Here is a 21,124-nt window from a genome sequence, read left to right as displayed (position 1 = left end):
TCGACAAGTTCAATCCAAGGTCAGCTTGTTTCATGCCCGACATGCTCGCTGGCTCGACGATTCATTGCAAGCACATCCGCTAGCTATTTGTGCAGAGCATCCTTAGGGCAAGTAACGCGCTTCTTGGTTACTTCTTGTCGCTTGGACAAAAAGTGACTCGCCGGCTACGCCGGCGAAACAGCCACGCCCGCCAAGCACGACAAAACACGACATTGCCGAGAAGACAGGCAGCCGCTGCCCAAATCCCCTCACCCCAACTTCCTCTTCAACAACTCATTCACCTGCGCCGGATTCGCCTTCCCCTTGGTCGCCTTCATCGCCTGTCCGACCAGCGCGTTGAATGCCTTCTCCTTGCCGGCACGGAACTCCTCCACCGACTTGGCATTGGCAGCCAGCACGTCGTCGATGATCTTCTCGAGCTCACCGGTGTCGGACATCTGCTTCAGCCCCTTGGCGGCGATGATCGCGTCGGCGTCGCCATCGGATTCACCCGCCCACATGGCCGGGAAGACATCCTTCTTGGCCGTGTTGTTGGACACCGTGCCATCGGCAATGCGTGCCAGCAGCCTGGCCAGCTGGGAAGGCTTGACCGGTGCGGCGTCGATGCTGATGCCTTCGCGGTTCAGCTGCGACGCTACATCCCCCATCAGCCAGTTGGCCGCGGGCTTGGCATTGGCTACGCCGGCTTCGGCAACAACGGCTTCGTAGTAGTCGGCGAGCCCCTTGGTGGCAGTCAGCGTGCTGGCGTCATACGCCGACAGGCCGTATTGCGAAACAAAACGCGCCTGCATGGCCGCCGGCAGTTCCGGCAGCTCGCCGCGTACGCGCTCGACCCACGCCGCGTCGATTTCCAGCGGCATCAGGTCGGGGTCGGGGAAGTAGCGGTAGTCGTGCGCATCTTCCTTGGTGCGCATGGCGCGTGTTTCGCCGGTGTCGGGGTCGAACAGCACGGTGGCCTGCTGGATCTTGCGGCCATCTTCGATCTCGGCAATCTGCCACTGCACTTCATACTCGATGGCCTGCTGCAGGAAGCGGAACGAGTTCAGGTTCTTGATCTCGCGGCGCGTGCCGAATTCCTTCTGGCCGACCGGGCGCACCGAGACGTTGGCGTCGCAGCGGAAGCTGCCTTCCTGCATGTTGCCGTCACAGATGCCGAGCCACACCACCAGCGAGTGCAGGGCCTTGGCGTAGGCCACGGCCTCTGCCGCGCTGCGCATGTCGGGTTCGGTCACGATTTCCAGCAGCGGCGTGCCGGCGCGATTCAGGTCGATGCCGGTCATGTCGGCAAAGTCCTCGTGCAGCGACTTGCCCGCATCTTCTTCCAGGTGGGCGCGCGTGAGCTGCACGGTTTTCTCATACACCTCGCCCTTCTTGCCTTCGACCTGGATGGTGATGCTGCCGCCCTGCACGACGGGAATCTCGTACTGGCTGATCTGGTAGCCCTTGGGCAGGTCGGGGTAGAAGTAGTTCTTGCGCGCGAAGATGCTGCGCGGCGCGATGGTGGCGCCGATCGCCAGGCCGAACTGGATGGCGCGCTCCACCGCGCCCTTGTTGAGCACCGGCAGCACGCCCGGCAGCGCGAGATCGACCGGCGAGGCCTGCGTATTGGGCTCGGCCCCGAAGGCGGTGGAGGTCCCGGAGAAAATCTTGGAGGCCGTCGAGAGCTGCGTATGCGTTTCGAGGCCGATCACCACTTCCCATTGCATGGCGGTATTCCTGTTCGGTTCTTGGGTTCTGTCTGTTGCGGCGGACCCGCGCGGGCGCCGGTCCGTATGTCTGTGTTGGCGGGCGCGCTCAGGGGTCGGGACTGGCGAGCCAGGAGTCGAGCTGGGCCATGGCGGCCACGCGGGCCACGGCATCGCCGCCGACCGTTACGCCGCGGCCCGGGCGTGACCCGCCGCCAGGCGTGTCGCGGCGCCCTTGCAGTTCGCTGGTGCCGTCAAAGCCGTGGTAGGCGCCAGGGTAAATCTCGAGCCGGAAGCGCGCATTCGGCTGGCGCGCCAATACCGCGCTCTGCAGCATGGCGCAGCGCGTGGCCGGGGTCCAGTCGTCGGCGCCGCCGATCATCAGCAGCACCGGCGCGCGCAGCCGGAAATTGTGCTGCTGCACGGCGCGCTTGCAAGCGGGATAGAAGGCCACGGCGCGTTCCACCGGCGGTATATTGGCCGGCCACGGCCGGCTCGCGTCGACGGTGGCCAGGACCGCCTGCGCTCCGTTGGACCAGCCGAGCAGCACGATGCGCGCGGCATCGATGCCGCGCTGGCGTCCTACCCAGCGCAGAGCAGCCAGCGCGTCGGCGCGGCGCAGGCGTTCGTCCATCCCGCGTGCCTCGGGCGAATCGCCGCAGCCTTGCAGCCTGCCGTGCGCGGACAGGCTGTCGGGCATCAGCACAGCGTAGCCGCGCTCGATCAGCCACTGCGCGTATTCGCGGTAGCGCGGCTGCAGCGCGGCCGCGGCATCGCTGGGGCTATCGCCTCCGTTGGCGGCGGCTTCCACCCGTATCGGCTCGGGGCGCGTGCCGAGCAGGCCGCCGCAACCATGCAGCGCCACGACCACGGGCAGCGGCTGGGTGCGCGGCGCGTTGCCGCCGCGCGGCACGAACCAGTAGGCGTTCAGCGCGGGCGTGCCCGGCTCCCCAGGCAGCTGCACACGCTGTGCCGGCGTGGCGGGCCGTGCGGCCGGCGCAGCGCGCGTGGTGGCGCCAGGCGAGAGCGCGGTGAGCGGCGCGGTACTGGCTGGCTGCACCAGTGCGGGCGTTGGCGGCGCGGGCGTATGCGCGAGCACGGCGCCTGCCAGCAGCATGCCGGCCGCGCCGGCAACGCGCATGGCGAGCCGGTGCAGACGATGCGGGTGCTGGCTGGCGGGCGTGGCGGTCATCGCGGGCGGCCTCAGCGGGTTTGCGCGCAGGCGCCGGTGCCGGGCTCGAACATCACCGGCCAGGCCTGTTCGTAGATGCCGGGCGTGCAGCGCTGCTGGCAGTTGGCGTGCGCCAGCGTGACGCGGCGCGGATCCTGCCAGACCATCAGCTTGCAGCCGCTGCCGTCGTTGGCGCGCAGCTCGATGTGCGGCTTCTTCTGGACCTGGCGGAAATCAGCCAGGTTGAACGTGCACGAGCCGCGCTTGCCGACCCACAGCTTCCACGAGAGCTGCTGCACGCTGTTGTCGGACACGCGCAGCTGGGCGTCCTCGCGGAAGCCGTCTTCCTCGGTGCGGCGGCAGTCGCCGGCGATGTCGATATCGCGGCTGGCGATGGGCGTCGGCTTGCCGATGATCGGCAGCTGGATACAGCCTGCCACCACCGCGGCCAGTGCCGCAGCGATGATCAGCCGGAAGCCTTGTGCAAGCCGTTTCATGCCTTGGCCGGTCGGCGCAGGTGCCAGTCGGTGGCCTGCTGGAACGCGTGCGCGGCCTGCAGCAGGCGAGCTTCATCGAAGTAGTTGCCGATCAGCTGCAGGCCGACCGGCATATTGCCCTCGCCAAAGCCGCACGGCACGCTCATGCCGGGCAGGCCGGCCAGGCTGGTCGACAGCGTGAAGATGTCGGCCAGGTACATCTGCACCGGGTCCGAGGTCTTTTCGCCCAGCTTCCACGCCACCGTCGGCGCCACCGGGCCCATGATCACGTCGCACTGGGCGAAGGCGCGCTGGAAGTCGTCGGCGATGATGCGGCGGATCTTCTGTGCCTGCAGGTAGTAGGCGTCGTAGTAGCCGTGCGACAGCACATAGGTGCCCACCATGATCCGGCGCTTGACCTCGGCGCCGAAGCCTTCGGCGCGGGTCTTCTTGTACATGTCGAGCAGGTCGCGGTACTCGGCCGCGCGGTGGCCATAGCGCACGCCGTCGAAGCGCGACAGGTTCGACGAAGCCTCGGCCGGCGCGATCACGTAGTACACGGGGATCGACAGTTCGGTCTTGGGCAGCGATACCTCCACCAGCGTGGCGCCGAGCTGCTCGTACTGGCGCAGGGCGGTACGCACGGCCTCTTCCACGTCGGGCGACAGGCCCTTGCCGAAGTACTCGCGCGGCAGGCCGATGCGCAGGCCTGCCAGCGGCTGGCTTTCCGAGGCGCCGGCGCGCGCGCGGCCCAGGTGGCGGGTGAAGTCCTCGTCCACGCCGCCCTGCTCGGGCGGGATGCTGGTCGAGTCCTTCGGGTCGAAGCCGGCCATGGCATTGAGCAGCAGCGCGCAGTCCTCGGCGGTATGGGCCATCGGGCCGCCCTGGTCCAGCGACGACGCGAACGCGATCATGCCGTAGCGCGACACACGGCCATAGGTCGGCTTGATGCCGGTGATGCCCGAGAACGACGACGGCTGGCGGATCGAGCCGCCGGTGTCGGTGCCGGTGGCGGCCGGTGCCAGGCCCGCGGCCACGGCGGTGGCCGAACCACCCGACGAGCCGCCCGGCACGCGGGTGGTGTCCCAGGGGTTGCGCACCGGGCCGAAGAAGGAGTTCTCGTTGGACGAGCCCATCGCGAACTCGTCCATATTGGTCTTGCCCAGCGTCACCATGCCGGCGGCGGCCATGCGCTCGACCACGGTGGCGTCGAACGGACTTTCATAGTTGGCCAGCATCTTCGAGCCGGCCGTCGCGCGCCAGCCGCGCGTGACGAACACGTCCTTGTGGGCCACCGGCACGCCGGTGAGCAGCGTGGCCTCGCCGCGCGCGCGGCGCGCGTCGGCTTCGCGCGCCTGGGCCAGTGTGCGCTCGGCGTCGACATGGGTGAAGGCGTTCAGCGCGCCGGCCTGCTCGATGCGGGCCAGGTAGGTGCGGGCGAGTTCCTCGGCGGAGACGGAGCGCGCGGCCAGAGCATCGGCAAGCTGGCGCAGGGAGGTCACGGAATCAGCGGAAAAAGGCATGACAGTCGGTTGGCATCAGGGGTGGCGTGCTTAGGTGCGGGCGTGGCTTAACGCCGGGTCATTCAGCCGGGTCATTCAATGACCTTGGGCACCAGGTAGAGGCCATTCTGGGTGGCTGGCGCGGGGCGCTGGTAGTCTTCGCGCCGGTCGCTTTCGGTCACGGTGTCTTCGCGCAGGCGCTGGGCCATGTCGCGCACGGTCGCCAGCGGGTGGGCCAAGGGCTCGATGCCGGTGGTGTCGACCGCCTGCATCTGCTCGACCAGCGAGAAGAAATTATTGAGCTGCGCAAGTGTCTGGGACGCCTCTTCATCGCTGGTTTCGATGCGGGCCAGATGGGCGATGCGCTTGACGTCGGAAAGGTCGAGGGCCATGGCGTGGTGGGTACGGTCGGGTGCAAAAAGGCGCTTGCAGCACAGGCGCCCGAGGCATGCGGCGGGTGCGTCGCGCGGCCCGGACGGGGTGCCGGAGGGGCGCTCCGGGTCGTCGGATTAGCTGTGGTTTTCAGGTTGTAAACGCCCGAATCAGCTGGAATTATAAGGTATCATTCCGTGCTCCCGACCTTTGGCAGCGTCCTCGCCACATGACCGCCGGCGCAGCCTCAAGGGTGATTTGTTTTTCACTTTTACGGCGACGTCCTTCGCTGTCGTAAATGTGCTTCGGACGACACTGATCGCCACGCCGTGGTGGCAGTGTCCGAAGCTGGATGGTCTGGGTCCCTCTGATTAGCCCTCCGTTGCTTTGCTGATCTTCCGCAAAGTGGCACCGACGTGGTCTTTTCGCGAACTTTTTCGTGAGGTCTAATCAAAGGTTCCCGTAGGAGCAGTGCGCGGGAGCGCACTGCGGCGGTTTGCCGGTGCCGCCCTGGATCAGGGTGGCGGATGGCGAACCGTCCGGCGTCCGGGAAGCCTGACCTTACCCGCATGAACACATTTTGTGGCCGGCCCGCAGGCGGTGCCGGCCGCTTCGCCTACCCGCGAACCCAACAGAAACAGGATTCCTGATGTTCGGATTTCTCCGCAGCTACTTTTCCAACGACCTGGCTATCGACCTCGGCACCGCCAACACGCTGATCTATATGCGCGACAAGGGCATCGTCCTGGACGAACCTTCGGTCGTGGCCATCCGGCAGGAAGGCGGCCCCAACGCCAAGAAGACCATCCAGGCGGTGGGCAAGGAAGCCAAGCAGATGCTGGGCAAGGTGCCGGGCAATATCGAGGCGATCCGCCCGATGAAGGACGGCGTGATCGCCGACTTCACCGTCACCGAGCAGATGCTCAAGCAATTCATCAAGATGGTGCATGATTCGAAGCTGCTGCGCCCGAGCCCGCGCATCATCATCTGCGTGCCGTGCGGTTCGACCCAGGTCGAGCGCCGTGCCATCCGCGAATCCGCCCTGGGCGCCGGCGCCAGCCAGGTGTACCTGATCGAGGAGCCGATGTCGGCCGCGATCGGCGCCGGCCTGCCGGTGTCGGAGCCGTCGGGCTCGATGGTGGTGGACATCGGCGGCGGCACCACCGAGGTAGGCATCATCTCGCTGGGCGGCATGGTCTACAAGGGTTCGGTGCGCGTGGGCGGCGACAAGTTCGACGAGGCCATCGTCAACTACATCCGCCGCAACTACGGCATGCTGATCGGCGAACAGACCGCCGAGGCCATCAAGAAGGAAATCGGCTCGGCCTTTCCGGGCTCCGAAGTCCGCGAGATGGAAGTCAAGGGCCGCAACCTGTCCGAAGGCATTCCGCGCGCCTTCACGGTGTCGTCCAACGAAATCCTGGAAGCGCTGACCGATCCGCTCAACCAGATCGTGTCGGCCGTCAAGATCGCGCTGGAACAGACCCCGCCCGAACTGGGCGCCGACATTGCCGAGCGCGGCATGATGCTGACGGGCGGCGGCGCGCTGCTGCGCGACCTGGACCGCCTGCTGGCCGAGGAAACCGGCCTGCCGGTGCTGGTCGCCGAAGACCCGCTGACCTGCGTGGTGCGCGGCTCCGGCATGGCGCTGGAGCGCATGGACAAGCTGGGCAGCATCTTCTCGTACGAGTAAGCTCACAGGACTGCACGCGACGATGCGCCGCCTGCCGGATCTTGCGATCAGGGCTGCGGGGCAGCGCCGCGCCCGCGGGAGCATTCCCGCGGCACCGATTGCCGCCCCGGCATGCCGGGGCGGCAATGTCTTTGCGTCCTCGCTTCCGTCCTCCTTCCCGTCAACGCCCGTGCCCGGCTAAATGGATTACTCTCCACCGCCGCTATTCAAGCAAGGGACTTCGGCCGTCGCACGCCTGGTCCTGTACGTGGCCATCGCGCTGACGCTGCTGATCGTCGATGCGCGGTTCAACGCGCTCAGCATCGTGCGCCAGGTGGCCGCCACGGTGCTGATGCCCGTGGAGCGCGTCGTGCTGGTGCCGCGCGATGCGCTGCGTACCGTGTTCGACTACGCGCAGTCGTCCGCCACGCTGGCCGGCGAGAACCGCGAGTTGCGGCACAGCGCCGTGCTGCAGGCCGAAGCCTCGGTGCGCCAGGCGCAGCTCGAGGCCGAGAACAACCAGCTGCGCAAGCTGCTGGGCCTGCAGCAGCAGTCGACCACGCCGGTCACGGCGGCGGAAATCCTCTATGACGCGCGCGATCCGTATTCGCAGCGCATTGTCATCGACAAGGGCAGCCAGCAGGGCCTGCGCGCCGGCTATCCGGTGATCGACGAACGCGGTGTGGTGGGGCAGGTAACGCGCGTGTCGCCGTTCCAGTCCGAGGTCACGCTGCTGACCGACAAGGACCAGGCGATTCCCGTGCAGGTGGTGCGCAACGGCCTGCGCAGCGTGGCCTTCGGCGGCGCCCGTGCCGGCCATCTGGACCTGCGCTTCATGGCCGCTTCCGCCGATCTGCAGCAGGGCGACCTGCTGGTGACGTCCGGGCTGGACGGCACCTATCCGCCGGGGCTGCCGGTGGCAAAGATCTCGCACGTCGAGCGCAAGGCCGACACTGCGTTCTCGCGCGTCTGGTGCGAGCCGGTGGCGGGCGTGCGCGCACACAGGCAACTGCTGGTGGTGCGCTACGAGTCCGCCATGCCGCCGCGCGAGGCGGCCGAAGACAAGGCCGAGACGCCCGCCAAGGGTGCCCGCTCGGCCGCGGCGCGTGCCGCGGCGGCCAGCGCGGCGGCTGCCAAGGCAGCTCCAGCCCCCGCCGCCAAGGAGGCTCAACGGTGACCAATCCCCAGTACCTGCTGCGCCCGGTGAACCCCGCGTTCATCGCGTTCAGCTTTGTCATGGCCTTCCTGTTCAACCTGATGCCATGGGGCACCACCTTGTGGATTCCCGACATGGTGGCGCTGGTGCTGGTGTTCTGGAACATCCACCAGCCGCGCAAGGTCGGCATGGGCGTGGCGTTCGCGCTGGGCCTGCTGATGGACGTGCACGACGCGCGCCTGCTGGGCGAGCATGCAGTGGCCTATACGCTGTTGGCCTATTTCGCCATCACCATCCACCGCCGCGTGCTGTGGTTCACGGTCTATACGCAGGCGCTGCACGTGCTGCCGCTGCTGTTCGTCGCGCACGCGGTGCCGGTGGTGATCCGCCTGGCCATGGGCGCGCCGCTGCCGGGCTGGCCGTTGCTGCTCGCACCCGGCATCGAGGCGCTGCTGTGGCCGATGGCCACCGCGGTGCTGCTGGCGCCGCAGCGCCGCTCGGTCGACGTCGACGAGACGCGTCCGATCTGACCGCGACCAACGCATCCAACCCCGCAGTACCATGACCGAAATCCGCAACGTCGAACTGGAAATCGGCCGCTTCCGCCTCCGCGTGGCGGCCGCGGCGCTGTTCACGGTGATCTGCTTCGGGCTGCTGTTCACGCGCTTCCTGTGGCTGCAGTGGTACAAGCATGACCAGTACTCGGCCAAGGCCGAGGACAACCGCATCTCGGTGGCGCCGATCGAGCCCAACCGCGGCATCATCATGGACCGCAACGGCATCGTGCTGGCGCGCAACTATTCCGCCTACACGCTCGAGATCACGCCGTCCAAGCTGACCGATACGCTGGACAACACCATTGAGGCCCTGTCGACGCTGGTCGACATCCAGCCGCGCGACCGGCGCCGCTTCAAGCGCCTGCAGGAAGAGTCGCGCAGCTTTGAAAGCCTGCCGATCCGCAGCCAGCTCACGGACGAAGAGGTCGCGCGCTTTTCCGCGCAGCGCTTCCGCTTCCCGGGCGTGGACGTGCGCGCGCGCCTGTTCCGGCAGTATCCGCTGGGCGAGTCGGCCTCGCACGTGATCGGCTATCTCGGCCGTATCTCGCAGCGCGACCAGGAGCGCATCGAGGCCATGGACGAGGCCAACGACGCGGAGGGCGCGAAGTACGACCCGCGCAAGGATGCCGACAACTACAAGGGCACCAACTACATCGGCAAGATCGGCCTGGAGCAGAGCTACGAAGCCGAACTGCACGGCCTGACCGGCTTCGAGGAAGTGGAGGTCAGCGCGGGCGGGCGGCCGATCCGCACGCTGTCGACGTCGCCCGCCACGCCGGGCAACAACCTGATCCTGTCGCTGGACATCCGCCTGCAGCAACTGGCCGAGGAACTGTTCGGCGACCGCCGCGGCGCGCTGGTGGCGATCGAGCCGTCGACGGGCGACATCCTGGCCTTCGTCTCCAAGCCGACCTTCGACCCGAACCTGTTCGTCGAAGGCATCGACACCAACACCTGGAACGAACTCAACGGTTCGCCCGACAAGCCGCTGCTGAACCGGCCGCTGCGGGGCACCTATCCGCCGGGCTCGACCTACAAGCCGTTCATGGCGCTGGCGGCGCTCACCACGGGCAAGCGCACGGCCGCATGGGGCATGCATGACCCGGGCTCGTTCACGCTGGGCAACCACACCTTCCGCGACGACAAGCCGGGCGGCCACGGCTGGGTCGACATGCACAGCTCGATCGTGCAGTCGTGCGACACGTACTACTACGCGCTCGCGCGCGACATGGGCGTCAATGCCATCCACGACTTCATGAAGCCACTGGGCTTCGGGCAGATCACGGGCATCGACATCGAGGGCGAAAGCCGCGGCATCCTGCCGTCCACGGAATGGAAGCGCAAGGCCTACCGCAAGCCGGAGCAGCAGAAGTGGTATGACGGCGAGACCATTTCGCTGGGCATCGGCCAGGGCTACAACAGCTTCACGATCCTGCAGCTGGCCAATGCCATCTCCATCATTGTCAACAACGGCGCGGCAATGAAGCCTCACCTGGTCAAGGCCGTCGAGGACTCGGTCACGCGCAAGCGCTCGCTGACGGTGCCCAAGGAAAGCTATCACCTGAACTTCAAGCAGGCCGACATCGACGTGATCAAGCGCGCCATGGTGGCGGTGACGCATTCCGGTACCGCCGCGCGCGTGTTCGCCGGTGCGGCCTACGAGTCCGCCGGCAAGACCGGCACGGCCCAGACCTACACGCTCGGCAAGAACGAGAAGTACAACCACCACGCGCTGGACGAGCGCAAGCGCGACCACTCGCTCTATACGGCGTTCGCGCCCGCCGACAACCCGAAGATCGCGCTGGCGCTGATCGTCGAGAACGCGGGCTTCGGTGCCGCGGTGGCGGCGCCGATTGCGCGCAAGGTGATGGACTACTACCTGCTGGGCAAGTGGCCGGCCGAACTGGAAGCTTCGGCGCCGCCGCCGGCCGAGCGCCCGCCGGTCGATACGGCCAGCGTGTTCACTACCGGCAACACCGCGAGCATTGCCAGCGCGACGGTCATGTCCGGCGGCGCAAGCACCGTAGCGGCCAGCGCGGTTGGCGCATCATCCGCGGTGGCGGCGGCGTCGTCTGCCGTGGCGGGCGCTTCCATGGCCGCAGCGCTCGATCCGGCCGCGATCGCGCCGGCCTCGGCCGTGCAGACGCTGGACGAGCGCATGCTGCAGGCGCTGGGCCACAGCAAGCCGCGGCCCGCCGCGCCCGCACCGGCCTCCGCGCCGGCGGCCGCCAAGGCGCCCGCGCCCAAACCACGTGTCAAGCCCGTTGCCGCCACGCCGGCGACGGGCGCAGACGTCACCCGCTGAAGGAGACGAGCATGGACAAGCGTCGCGTCCTGTCGCTCATCAAGACGGCGTTCACCGGCTTCGACAAGCCGCTCGCGCTGATCGTGTTCCTGTTGTTCGCCACCGGCATGGTGGCGCTGTACTCGGCCGCCATCGACATGCCGGGCCGGGTCGAGGACCAGTTGCGCAACATCCTGCTGTCTTACGTAGTGATGCTCGTGATTGCCTACCTGCCCACGCAGACGCTGATGCGCGTGGCCGTGCCGATCTACACCGTCGGCGTGGCGCTGCTGATCGCGGTGGCCATGTTCGGCCTGATCCGCAAGGGTGCACGCCGCTGGCTCTACGTGGGCATGGTGATCCAGCCGTCCGAGATCATGAAGATCTCCATGCCGCTGATGCTGGCGTGGTACTTCCAGAAGCGCGAGGGCGTGATCCGCTGGTACGACTTCGCGGTGGCGCTGGTGCTGCTGCTGATCCCGGTCGGCCTGATCGCCAAGCAGCCAGACCTGGGCACCGCGCTGCTGGTGATGGCGGCCGGTGTCTACGTGATCTACTTCGCCGGCCTGACGTGGCGCATCATCCTGCCGTTGCTTGGCGTACTGGTGGTGGCGGTCTCGCTGCTGATCACGTTCCAGAACGATATCTGCGCGCCCGGCGTGAACTGGCCGGTCCTGCACGACTACCAGCAGCACCGCGTGTGCACGCTGCTGGACCCGACCACCGACCCGCTGGGCAAGGGATTCCACACGATCCAGTCGATCATCGCGATCGGCTCGGGCGGCGTGGAGGGCAAGGGCTGGCTCAAGGGCACCCAGACCCACCTGGAGTTCATTCCGGAAAAGCACACCGACTTCATCTTCGCGGTGTACTCGGAGGAATTCGGCCTGATCGGCAATGCCATCCTGCTGGTGCTGTACCTGTTGCTGATCTTTCGCGGGTTGTTCATTGCGGCCAACGCGCCGACGCTGTTCTCGCGGCTGCTGGCCGGTTCGATCACACTGATCTTCTTCACCTACGCCTTTGTCAACATGGGCATGGTGAGCGGCATCCTGCCCGTGGTGGGCGTGCCATTGCCGCTGATGAGCTACGGCGGCACGGCGCTGGTGACGCTGGGGGCGGGGATCGGCATCCTGATGGCGATTTCCCGACAGAAACGGCTGATCCAGACGTAATACAGATGGACGGCGGCGGGGCGGGAATGCCCCGCTTTGCTAAACTGCCATCAAAATTTCTCTCGGTTCGAAGCCCATGAACGCCCAAGACGTCGCCGCCTACCTGCAGAGCAATCCCGAGTTTTTCGAAGACCATGCCGAGCTGCTGGCCACCGTGCAGCTGACCAGCCCGCACAGCCATCGCGCGGTGTCGCTACAGGAACGGCAGATGGAAATCCTGCGTGAAAAGAACAAGGTGCTGGAACTGCGCCTGGCCGACCTGATGCGCCACGGGCACGACAACGACCGCACCCAGCAGCGCATGCACGCCTGGCAAATGCGCCTGATGGGCGAGCCGGACTCCCACGCGCTGCCCTATGCCGTGCAGGATGGCCTGCAACAGGTGTTCGACGTGCCTGCCGTGGCGATCAAGCTGTGGAACGTGGCCGAGCAGTATGCCCACATGGAAGTGGCGCAGGGCGCCAGCGATGACCTGCGCCTGTTTGCCGAAGGCCTGCGCGCGCCATACTGCGGCGCCAACGCGGGTTTCGAGGCCGCCGGCCTGCTGGAGCTCGATGAAGTCGCCTCGATTGCCATGGTCGCCTTGCGCCCGCCGGTGCGCGGCGCCGGTGAGGCGCCGGGCGCGGCTTTCGGCCTGCTCGTGCTGGGCTCGTCCGATGCGCGCCGGTTCCACGAAGGCATGGGCACGGCCTATCTGGCGCAGATCGGCGAAGTGGCCGGTGCCGCGCTGAATCGCCTGCGCGACTGAATTCCAGCGGGCCGCTCCATCCACGCCTTGCTTTCATGACCCACGATCCGACCAAGGTCTCGGCGGCGGATACGGAGCCGCCGGCGGCAGACCCTGTCATCGCGCAATATCTGGCCTGGCTGCAAGGCAGCCGCAAGCTCGCCGAACACACCATCAGCAGTTATCGCCGCGACCTGACCGCGCTGCAGGCGCACGCCGCCAGGCACGCGCCGGCGTTTGCGCTGCTGGCGCTGCAGACGCGCCATATCCGCGCCTTTGCCGCGCGCATGCATGGCGAAGGACTGGCGGGCACCACGATTGCCCGCACCTTGTCGGCCTGGCGTGGCTTCTATCTTTGGGCCGCGCAGCACGGCCTCGGCGTCCAGGCCAATCCCGTGGATGGCGTGCGCGCGCCGCGTTCCGGTCACCGGCTGCCCAAGGCGCTATCCGTCGAGCATGCCGTGGCGCTCGTCTCCCATTCCGTGGGGACCGATGCCGCCGCGCTGCGCGACCACGCCGTGTGGGAACTGTTCTATTCCAGTGGATTGCGTTTGTCGGAACTGGTGCAGCTCGACGTCCGCTATGAAAAGCGCGATGGCTATGAATCGGCCGGCTGGCTCGATATGTCCGGCGCCGAGCTGACCGTGACCGGCAAGGGCTCGCGCCGGCGCACGTTGCCGGTCGGCAGCAAGGCGATGGAAGCGTTGCGCGGCTGGCTTGCCGTGCGCGAGCAGCTATTGCGGCCGGGCGCTGCGCCCGAGGATGCGTCTGCACTGTTCCTCGGTGCGCGCGGACACCGGCTGTCGATGCGCGTGGTGCAGTTGCGGCTCAAGGAGCAGGCGATTCGTGCGGGCGTGCCAGCCGATGTGCATCCGCATATGCTGAGGCATTCGTTTGCCACGCATATGCTGCAATCCTCTGGCGATCTGCGGGCCGTGCAGGAGTTGCTCGGGCATGCCAGCATTTCCACGACGCAGATCTACACGTCGCTGGACTTCCAGCATCTGGCGAAGGTCTATGACAAGGCACATCCGCGGGCCGGAAGGGCGTCGACAGAGGACGATGACGATGACAACGCATCGCCCTTGAAGGACTGAGCGCTCAATCCGCCCACTGCGCCAGCACTTCCCGGAACCGGTCGATCTCCGGCAACAGCCAACCTCGGAACGCCTGCACTTTCGGCGAATCCAGCGCCCCGGGCGCGCACACGAAATACAGCAGCCACGGGCACGGAATGCTGACATCGAACAGCCGCACCACGCGGCCGGACAGCAGGTCGTTGTAGGCCAGCGAAGAGCGGATCAGCGTAATGCCCTGGCCTTCGGCCGCTGCCTGCAGCAGCAGCGAGGAGTCCTCCAGCAGCAGTCCCTTGCGCGGCTCGGGCCAGTCCAGCCCGGCGGCTTCGAACCATGGCTTCCACGGGTCGCCTTCGCCGCGCAGCAGGTTCAGGCCGGCCAGGTCGCCGGGCTGCTCCGGCAGGCGCCCGCCGTTGAAGCCCGGACTGCAGACCGGAAAGAACACATCGTCGAGCAGCTTTTCCACGTACAGGCCCGGGTAGTCGCCAGTGCCCATGCGCAGCGCGATGTCGACTTCCTCCTGGCCAAAATCCACGAGCGTGTTCGATGACAGCAACTCGACGTCCAGCTCCGGATGCCGTTCGATGAAGCTGCCGATGCGCGGCATAAGCCAGCGCGCGGCGAATGACGGCATGGTGCTGATGGTCAGCCGCTTGTCCCGGTTGCCGGACTGCAGCACGCGCGTGGCGTCGGCGATCTGCAGCAGGGCATCGCGGATGCGCTCGGCGTAAAGGCGCCCCGCTGGCGTCAGCGCAACACGCTTGCCGTGGCGCTCGAACAGCGGCATCGCAAGTTCCTCTTCCAGTGCGCGGATCTGGTGGCTGACCGCGCCGTGCGTGACGAACAGTTCCGTCGCCGCGCGCGAGAAGCTCTCGTGCCGGGCTGCCGCCTCGAAGGCGCGCAGCGCCGTCAGTGCCGGCAGGCGCGGCAATTCGCGGTGCCAGCCGCGCGGCATATCCCTTTCCCATGCGCCTTTCCATGCCATGACACGCTCCGCTTTGTGAATTTGGCTAACAAGAAGCTTAAAAATATATCGTTTTGCCAGTGCCCGGGCAATCACTAGAATTCAGTTCACCGGCGCCCCATTGCCACAGCGAATCGAAGTGTACTGGCAAGAAAACCAGGCCAGTACCGGTCATGTGGCAAGACTCGGCAAGACGTGCCGAGGCCGGCGGACAGGAGATCCATCATGCAAGCGCTGCTCACAACGACAGTTTTCACCCTGAATCCCGGCGAAGTCACCGCGCTGTCCATTCATGCGGCACAGCGCCTCCACGTGGAAGATGCTGCCGGCACCGACCTGTGGATCACCCGCGAAGGCGATTCCGAGGACTACTGGCTGCGTTGTGGCGGGAGCCTGCTGCTGCGGCGTGGCGATGACGTGGTGCTGAGCATTGACCCGCGTGCCCGGCGCGCGGTGCGGCTGGCGCTGATCGCCGAGGCGCGCCGGCCGGTGCCGACGCTGGCTGATATTCCGCACCTCGTGTACCGCGCGTTGCGGCGTCTGGTTCGAGGTACGGAGTGGACGCCGGGCGAAGACCACGTCACCGCGGCATGAAGCAATGAATGGATCGTCCTCGCCACGTGCGCCGCGGTTGCGCCTGGTCTGGTCAAGGCCAGGTGATGCAGCAGGCAGCCCGGGCACGCGGCGGGACTGACGGATTCCCCATGATCGGGGCAGGGGCCGGCGCAAGCCGGCCCTTTTCGTTACACTCTCGCCATGCATCCGATTCAAGTCATCGAGCGGGGCCGCGAGGATTACCAGCCCTGCTTCGACGCCATGCGCGCCTTCACCGCCGCGCGCACGCCCGAGACGCCCGACCAGGTCTGGCTGGTCGAGCATCCGCCGGTCTACACGCTGGGCCAGGCGGGCGATCCCGCGCACCTGCTGGCGCCGGATGATCGCATCCCGATGGTGCAGATCGACCGTGGCGGTCAAATCACTTACCACGGTCCCGGTCAGGTGGTGGCCTATCTGCTGCTCGATCTCAAGCGCCGAAAGCTGATGGTGCGCGAGCTGGTTCACGACATCGAGCAGGCCGTGCTGGACACGCTCGCGGCGTATAATCTCCCGGCTGAGCGCAAGCCCGGCGCCCCCGGCATCTACCTGTCGGACGGGCCGCACCGGGGCGCCAAGATTGCGGCGCTCGGCCTCAAGATCCGCAACGGCTGCAGCTACCACGGCGTCAGCCTGAACGTGCAGATGGATCTGGCGCCGTTCCTGCGCATCAATCCGTGCGGCTATGCCGGACTGGAAACGGTCGACATGGCCACTGCCGGCGGACACTGGCAGGACCAGCCCGTTACCGCCGCACAACAACCCGACATCGCACGACGCCTGGCGGCGGCATTGTGCGAGGTGCTGGCAGCGCGCGAGGCCCGTGCGCTGGCGGCAGACAAGACTGCCGCCACGCCGGCCCTGGCCTCTTAGTGACAAGCTGACAAGCGAATTGCACGCCCGTGTGCGTGCGGAGATATTTATGAGCGACGCCCTGATCGCCTCCTCCAGCGACACCCCGCAATCCCCCGCGGAGCAGTACGATCCGACCCGCAAGCAGAAGTCGGCCGACAAGACCGCGCGCATCCCCATCAAGATCGTGCCGGCCGAAAAGCTCAAGAAGCCGGACTGGATCCGCGTGAAGGCCGCCACCGGCAACTCGCGCTTCTACGAGATCAAGGACATCCTGCGCGCGAACAATCTCGTGACGGTGTGCGAGGAGGCGAGCTGCCCGAATATCGGCGAATGCTTCGGCAAGGGCACGGCCACCTTCATGATCATGGGCGACAAGTGCACGCGCCGTTGCCCGTTCTGCGACGTCGGCCATGGCCGCCCCGATCCGCTCGACGTGAACGAGCCGGGCAACCTGGCCCGCACCATCGCCCAGCTCAAGCTGAACTACGTGGTGATCACCAGCGTGGACCGCGATGACCTGCGCGATGGCGGTGCCCAGCACTACGTGGACTGCATCAGCCAGACCCGCGAGCTGTCGCCGGCCACGCGCATCGAAGTGCTGGTGCCTGATTTCCGCGGCCGCCTGGACAAGGCGCTGGACATCCTGCAGGCCTGCCCGCCGGATGTGATGAACCACAACATGGAAACCGTGCCGCGCCTGTACAAGCAGGCCCGCCCGGGTGCCGACTACGCGCACTCGCTCAAGCTGCTGCAGGAGTTCAAGCGCCGCAACCCGAACGTGCCGACCAAGTCCGGCCTGATGGTGGGCCTGGGCGAGACCGACGAGGAAATCCTCGAAGTCATGCGCGACATGCGCGCGCACGATATCGACATGCTGACCATCGGCCAGTACCTGGCGCCGTCGAACCACCACTTGCCGGTGCTGCGCTACGTGCATCCGGACACCTTCAAGATGTTCGAGGAAGAGGCCTACAAGATGGGCTTCACGCACGCTGCCGTGGGCGCGATGGTGCGCAGCTCGTACCACGCCGACCAGCAGGCGCATCAGGCGGGGTTTGCCTGATCGGCGTCATCGCATCGCATGAACAAAACGGCCGGGGAAACCCGGCCGTTTTGCTTTTGGTGCGCCCGGCAGGGCGCACTCACTTGAGGGTGAAAGTCCCTTACATACCCGGCAAGGGGAAGTGTTAGCCAGAGGCAAGGGTTCCCCGGGCGACTGGGGGTCTGAAGGAAGCCCGAGGCAAAGCGCTGGCCTGACGAACAGGAAGCGGATGAGGCGTCGTATCGGGGTGAGGCAGCCAAAACAGCCAAAGCCCAATACTTGCACGGACCGATGCGGCGTATATCCGACAGGCATAAGCGTGAAGGTGGGTGCGTCATACCCGGGGAGATCTGTACCGCTGCCACGATGGCTACCGGCGTCGAGAGGCGCCGGGATGGTGGTGCAGAAGTCAGCAGAGGCCATATTAGGTGCGCGGTAGGCACTGAAGGGCCGAACATGAATGAGCGTGATTAGGACGACAGACCTCGATGCTTACCGACGAAGCCCAAATGCACGAACGAGTGCAGCCCACAGCGGAGGAAGGCGGGCGGAACCTGCCTGGGGCCGATGGGGGTGCGGAGGCTGGCACGGCGGCTGTCGGGCAAACGAAAGCGCAGGCGCCACCGCTGATGGAGGCGGTGGTCGAGAGAAGCAACATGTGGCTGGCGTACCGGAGGGTGGTCGGCAATGGCGGCGCGGCCGGGGTGGATGCCCTGGAGGTGACGGCGTTGCGTGACTGGCTGAAGGTGAGCTGGCCAAGCGTCAGGGCGGCGTTGCTGGCCGGCCGGTACATCCCGCAGGCGGTGCGCGCGGTGGACATTCCCAAGCCTGCGGGCGGGGTGAGGACACTGGGCATCCCGACGGTGGTGGACCGGCTGATCCAGCAAGCGCTGCTGCAAGTTCTCCAACCGATCTACGAACCGGGGTTCTCCGAGTCGAGCTACGGCTTCCGGCCGGGGCGCAGCGCTCAGCAGGCGGTCTTGCAGGCACAGCGGTACGTGCAGGAAGGCCGGCGCTGGGTGGTCGACATCGATCTGGAGAAGTTCTTCGACCGGGTCAACCACGACATCCTGATGTCGCGGGTGGCGCGGCAGGTGAAGGATGCCCGGGTGCTCAAGCTGATCCGGCGGTATCTGGAAGCGGGGCTGATGCGTGGCGGGGTGGTCGAGGCAAGAAGGCAGGGCACGCCGCAAGGCGGGCCACTGTCGCCGCTGCTATCGAACATCCTGCTGACGGATTGGGACCGCGAACTGGAGAAACGGGGGCTGGCGTTCTGTCGCTACGCGGATGACTGCAATATCTACGTCCGAAGCAAGGCGGCGGGGCAGAAGCTGTTGGCCGGGATGAAGGTGTTCCTTGCGGAGCGGCTGAACCTGCGGGTCAACGAGGCCAAAAGCGCGTGTGCGCGGCCATGGGCGCGCAAGTTCCTAGGCTACAGCCTGACAGCACACCGTCAGGCGCGGCTGCGTATCGCCCCGGAAAGCCTGAAAAGGCTGACGGAACGGGTGAGGGAGCTGACGCGTCCGGGACGAGGGAGGAGCCTGACCCACACCATTGCGGTGCTGAATCCGGTATTGCGCGGATGGGTCGGGTACTTCCAATACACGGAAGTGAAAGGCGTGTTGGAGACGCTGGACGGGTGGGTGCGGCGGCGGTTGCGCTGCATACTATGGCGGCAGGCCAAGCGCCGCGCTACCCGCGCAGTGATGCTGCGTCGACAGGGGCTAAAGGAGGACCGCGCGTGGCAATCGACCCGCAATGGGCGGGGCCCATGGTGGAATGCCGGGGCAAGCCACATGAACGCGGCCTTCCCGAAGGGCTACTTCGATGCCATGGGGCTGATCTCGTTGCTGGATACTCAGCGACGCTTGCAGTCTCGTTCGTGAACCGCCGTATGCGGAACCGCACGTACGGTGGTGTGAGAGGGCTGAGGGGGTAACCCCTCACCCTACTCAATGGCAGCCTGCAGCGCAAAGCGGCATAGCGTCACGCCCGTTATTAGGGTCAATCCTTAGTGCCGTGCCCATCCCTGTTTCGTTATTATGAATTCATCGATAAATTATCGATGAATTGCTGATGGGTCACATCTGGTGCCATACGGGCCTACACTGATCAGCAGTGTTCCAGCCGGTGTTGCCCATGACCTCCTGTACCGTCCACCGTCTTGCCGAACAGGCACTGCTTTGCAGCGTGCCGCCGCCGGCCTCGCTCGAGGTCCAGCGCCGCATCTGGGCCATGGCGGTGCGCGCGGCCGGCTGGCGTGGCGTGGTCGACGTCGTGCCCGGCATGAACAACCTGACGGTGATCTTCGACGGCACGGCCGATGTCGCGGCGCTGGAGCGCAACCTGAGGCTCGCCTGGGCTTCCGGCGAGGCGCGCAATGCGACGGGCCGGCTGGTGGAAATCCCGGTGCGCTACGGCGGCGAGCACGGGCCGGACCTGGTCGACGTGGCCGCGCATACCGGCCTGAGCCCGCAGGAAGTGGTGCGCCGCCACAGCGCAGGCGAGTATGTGGTGTATTTCCTGGGCTTCCAGCCGGGCTTTGCCTATATGGGCGGACTGGCGCCCGAGCTGGCCACGCCGCGCCGGCGCGAGCCTCGGCTGGCGGTGCCGGCCGGCTCGGTTGGCATCGGCGGCGAGCAGACCGGCATCTATCCGGCCATCGCCCCGGGCGGCTGGCAACTGATCGGGCGTACCGATGCCGCGCTGTTCGTGGCCGACCGTGACCCGCCGTCACTGTTTGCCCCCGGCGATACTGTACGTTTTATTGCCGAGGAGGTCATCGCGTGATCGAGATCATCCGACCTGGTGCGCTGGCCTCCGTGCAGGACCTTGGCCGCACCGGCTTTCGCCATTTCGGCGTGGGGCGCTCCGGTGCCATGGACCCGCTGGCACTGGCCATCGGCAACCGGCTGCTCGGCAATGCGCCCGGCTGCGCGGCCATCGAATTCACGCTGGGCCGTGCGGCCGTGCGCTTCCACGCCGATATGCGCGTCGCGCTGGCCGGCGCCGAGTGCAACGCCAACCTGGACGGCGTGCCGGTCTGGTCCTGGCATGCCTTCGATGTCCGCCGCGGCGAGACGCTGACGCTGCCCGCCACGCGCGGCGGCACCCGTGTCTATCTGAGCGTCGCGGGCGGCATCGACGTGGAGCCGGTGATGGGCTCGCGCAGCACCGACCTGAAGGCCGGTTTTGGCGGCTTCGCGGGGCGCGCCCTGCACGAAGGCGACCGGCTCGCCGCCGCGCGCCCGGGGGTGGCGGACAGCTCGGACTGGCTTGGCGTGCAGGCGCCGTCGTGGGCGCTTCCAGGCGCCGGCACCGGCGACGTCGTGCCGATCCGCCTGTTGCCGGGGCCAGAGTATGACGACTTCGAACCCGCCGCGCAGGCTGCGCTGTGGGAATCGGCGTGGACGATCACGCCGAACAGCAACCGCATGGGCCTGCGCCTGCAGGGGCCGGCGCTCTCACGCAAGGCCGAACGCAGCGCCGACCTGCTCTCGCACGGCGTGGTGCCTGGCGTGATCCAGGTGCCGCCGGCCGGCCAGCCGATCGCGCTGATGGCCGACGCGCAGACCACCGGCGGCTACCCGAAGATCGGCGCCGTGATCCGCGCCGACCTGTGGCGCCTGGCGCAGGTGCCGCTGGGGGCATCGGTGCGCTTCTTGCGTGTGACGCTCGAAGAGGCCGCCGCCGCGCAGGCGGCTGTGGACCGCTACCTGCGCCAGATTGACCAGGCCCTGCAATGGCAGGGCGACGGCATGACCATTGCTGCGCGCCGCCGCACCCGCACGCGCGCCGTAGCTTGAAGGTTGAAGG

Annotated in this window: 19 protein-coding genes; 13 read left to right on the top strand and 6 right to left on the bottom strand. The window is 66.9% G+C overall.

Going from position 1 to position 21,124, the window contains the following annotated elements:
• Positions 1 to 248: 248 nt before the first annotated feature.
• The 5 genes from gatB to gatC all read right to left on the bottom strand — a co-directional run bounded on the left by gatB (position 249) and on the right by gatC (position 5,226).
• Positions 249 to 1,706: an Asp-tRNA(Asn)/Glu-tRNA(Gln) amidotransferase subunit GatB gene (gatB, locus tag LDO29_RS27420; RefSeq protein WP_224082890.1), complete on the bottom strand. Its 1,458-nt coding sequence runs from the start codon at positions 1,704 to 1,706 to the stop codon at positions 249 to 251.
• Between the two features lie 88 nt (positions 1,707 to 1,794).
• Positions 1,795 to 2,877: a dienelactone hydrolase family protein gene (locus tag LDO29_RS27415; RefSeq protein WP_396022727.1), complete on the bottom strand. Its 1,083-nt coding sequence runs from the start codon at positions 2,875 to 2,877 to the stop codon at positions 1,795 to 1,797.
• Between the two features lie 11 nt (positions 2,878 to 2,888).
• A complete protein-coding gene (locus LDO29_RS27410) occupies positions 2,889 to 3,353 on the bottom strand; it encodes a hypothetical protein (RefSeq protein ID WP_224082889.1) in 465 nt (154 codons plus the stop codon).
• On the bottom strand, positions 3,350 to 4,855 hold the full coding sequence (gene gatA / locus LDO29_RS27405; protein ID WP_224082888.1) for an Asp-tRNA(Asn)/Glu-tRNA(Gln) amidotransferase subunit GatA: 1,506 nt from the start codon (positions 4,853 to 4,855) through the stop codon (positions 3,350 to 3,352). The genes LDO29_RS27410 and gatA overlap by 4 nt, the downstream gene beginning before the upstream one ends.
• Before the next feature lie 71 nt (positions 4,856 to 4,926).
• A complete protein-coding gene (gatC, locus tag LDO29_RS27400) occupies positions 4,927 to 5,226 on the bottom strand; it encodes an Asp-tRNA(Asn)/Glu-tRNA(Gln) amidotransferase subunit GatC (protein ID WP_224082887.1) in 300 nt (99 codons plus the stop codon).
• A 629-nt stretch (positions 5,227 to 5,855) separates the two neighbouring features.
• On the opposite strand from gatC, the gene LDO29_RS27395 reads away from it, so the two are divergent.
• The 7 genes from LDO29_RS27395 (at position 5,856) to LDO29_RS27365 (ending at position 13,874) form a co-directional block, all read left to right on the top strand.
• Positions 5,856 to 6,899, top strand: coding sequence for a rod shape-determining protein (locus tag LDO29_RS27395; RefSeq protein WP_011296266.1), 1,044 nt, complete (start codon positions 5,856 to 5,858; stop codon positions 6,897 to 6,899).
• Between the two features lie 181 nt (positions 6,900 to 7,080).
• Positions 7,081 to 8,055, top strand: coding sequence for a rod shape-determining protein MreC (gene mreC / locus LDO29_RS27390; RefSeq protein WP_224082886.1), 975 nt, complete (start codon positions 7,081 to 7,083; stop codon positions 8,053 to 8,055).
• Complete coding sequence (mreD, locus tag LDO29_RS27385) at positions 8,052 to 8,564, top strand: rod shape-determining protein MreD (RefSeq protein WP_224082885.1); 513 nt, start codon at positions 8,052 to 8,054, stop codon at positions 8,562 to 8,564. The genes mreC and mreD overlap by 4 nt, the downstream gene beginning before the upstream one ends.
• 31 nt (positions 8,565 to 8,595) lie before the next feature.
• Positions 8,596 to 10,896, top strand: a complete 2,301-nt coding sequence (gene mrdA, locus LDO29_RS27380; protein WP_224082884.1) for a penicillin-binding protein 2 — start codon at positions 8,596 to 8,598, stop codon at positions 10,894 to 10,896.
• Between the two features lie 11 nt (positions 10,897 to 10,907).
• Entirely contained in the window at positions 10,908 to 12,050 is a 1,143-nt protein-coding gene (rodA, locus tag LDO29_RS27375; protein WP_224082883.1) for a rod shape-determining protein RodA, read from the top strand.
• A 76-nt stretch (positions 12,051 to 12,126) separates the two neighbouring features.
• The gene (locus tag LDO29_RS27370) at positions 12,127 to 12,798 is read left to right on the top strand and encodes a DUF484 family protein (RefSeq protein ID WP_224082882.1); all 672 of its coding nucleotides are present in this window, start codon (positions 12,127 to 12,129) and stop codon (positions 12,796 to 12,798) included.
• A gap of 35 nt (positions 12,799 to 12,833) precedes the next feature.
• On the top strand, positions 12,834 to 13,874 hold the full coding sequence (locus tag LDO29_RS27365) for a tyrosine recombinase XerC (RefSeq protein WP_224082881.1): 1,041 nt from the start codon (positions 12,834 to 12,836) through the stop codon (positions 13,872 to 13,874).
• Between the two features lie 4 nt (positions 13,875 to 13,878).
• On the opposite strand, the gene LDO29_RS27360 is transcribed toward LDO29_RS27365, so the two are convergent.
• A complete protein-coding gene (locus LDO29_RS27360; RefSeq protein WP_224082880.1) occupies positions 13,879 to 14,838 on the bottom strand; it encodes a transcriptional regulator GcvA in 960 nt (319 codons plus the stop codon).
• A gap of 204 nt (positions 14,839 to 15,042) precedes the next feature.
• Between LDO29_RS27360 and LDO29_RS27355 the strand changes: the two genes are divergently transcribed.
• From LDO29_RS27355 to LDO29_RS27330, 6 genes are all read left to right on the top strand, one after another.
• Positions 15,043 to 15,411, top strand: a complete 369-nt coding sequence (locus LDO29_RS27355; protein WP_224082879.1) for a DUF2917 domain-containing protein — start codon at positions 15,043 to 15,045, stop codon at positions 15,409 to 15,411.
• A gap of 162 nt (positions 15,412 to 15,573) precedes the next feature.
• Positions 15,574 to 16,284 carry a lipoyl(octanoyl) transferase LipB gene (gene lipB / locus LDO29_RS27350; protein WP_224082878.1) on the top strand — a complete coding sequence of 237 codons (711 nt, stop codon included), beginning with the start codon at positions 15,574 to 15,576 and terminating at the stop codon, positions 16,282 to 16,284.
• 49 nt (positions 16,285 to 16,333) lie between these two features.
• On the top strand, positions 16,334 to 17,329 hold the full coding sequence (gene lipA / locus LDO29_RS27345) for a lipoyl synthase (RefSeq protein WP_224082877.1): 996 nt from the start codon (positions 16,334 to 16,336) through the stop codon (positions 17,327 to 17,329).
• A gap of 467 nt (positions 17,330 to 17,796) precedes the next feature.
• On the top strand, positions 17,797 to 19,194 hold the full coding sequence (ltrA, locus tag LDO29_RS27340; protein ID WP_224082876.1) for a group II intron reverse transcriptase/maturase: 1,398 nt from the start codon (positions 17,797 to 17,799) through the stop codon (positions 19,192 to 19,194).
• A gap of 253 nt (positions 19,195 to 19,447) precedes the next feature.
• Positions 19,448 to 20,098, top strand: coding sequence for a 5-oxoprolinase subunit PxpB (gene pxpB, locus LDO29_RS27335; RefSeq protein WP_224082875.1), 651 nt, complete (start codon positions 19,448 to 19,450; stop codon positions 20,096 to 20,098).
• Complete coding sequence (locus LDO29_RS27330; RefSeq protein ID WP_224082874.1) at positions 20,095 to 21,114, top strand: 5-oxoprolinase subunit C family protein; 1,020 nt, start codon at positions 20,095 to 20,097, stop codon at positions 21,112 to 21,114. The genes pxpB and LDO29_RS27330 overlap by 4 nt, the downstream gene beginning before the upstream one ends.
• The last annotated feature ends 10 nt before the right edge of the window (positions 21,115 to 21,124 follow it).

It is taken from the genome of Cupriavidus laharis (genome assembly GCF_914271435.1).
Lineage (GTDB): Bacteria > Pseudomonadota > Gammaproteobacteria > Burkholderiales > Burkholderiaceae > Cupriavidus > Cupriavidus laharis.
The sequence above is the reverse complement of the archived record's forward strand: the minus strand, read 5'-3'. Positions and strand labels throughout refer to the sequence as shown.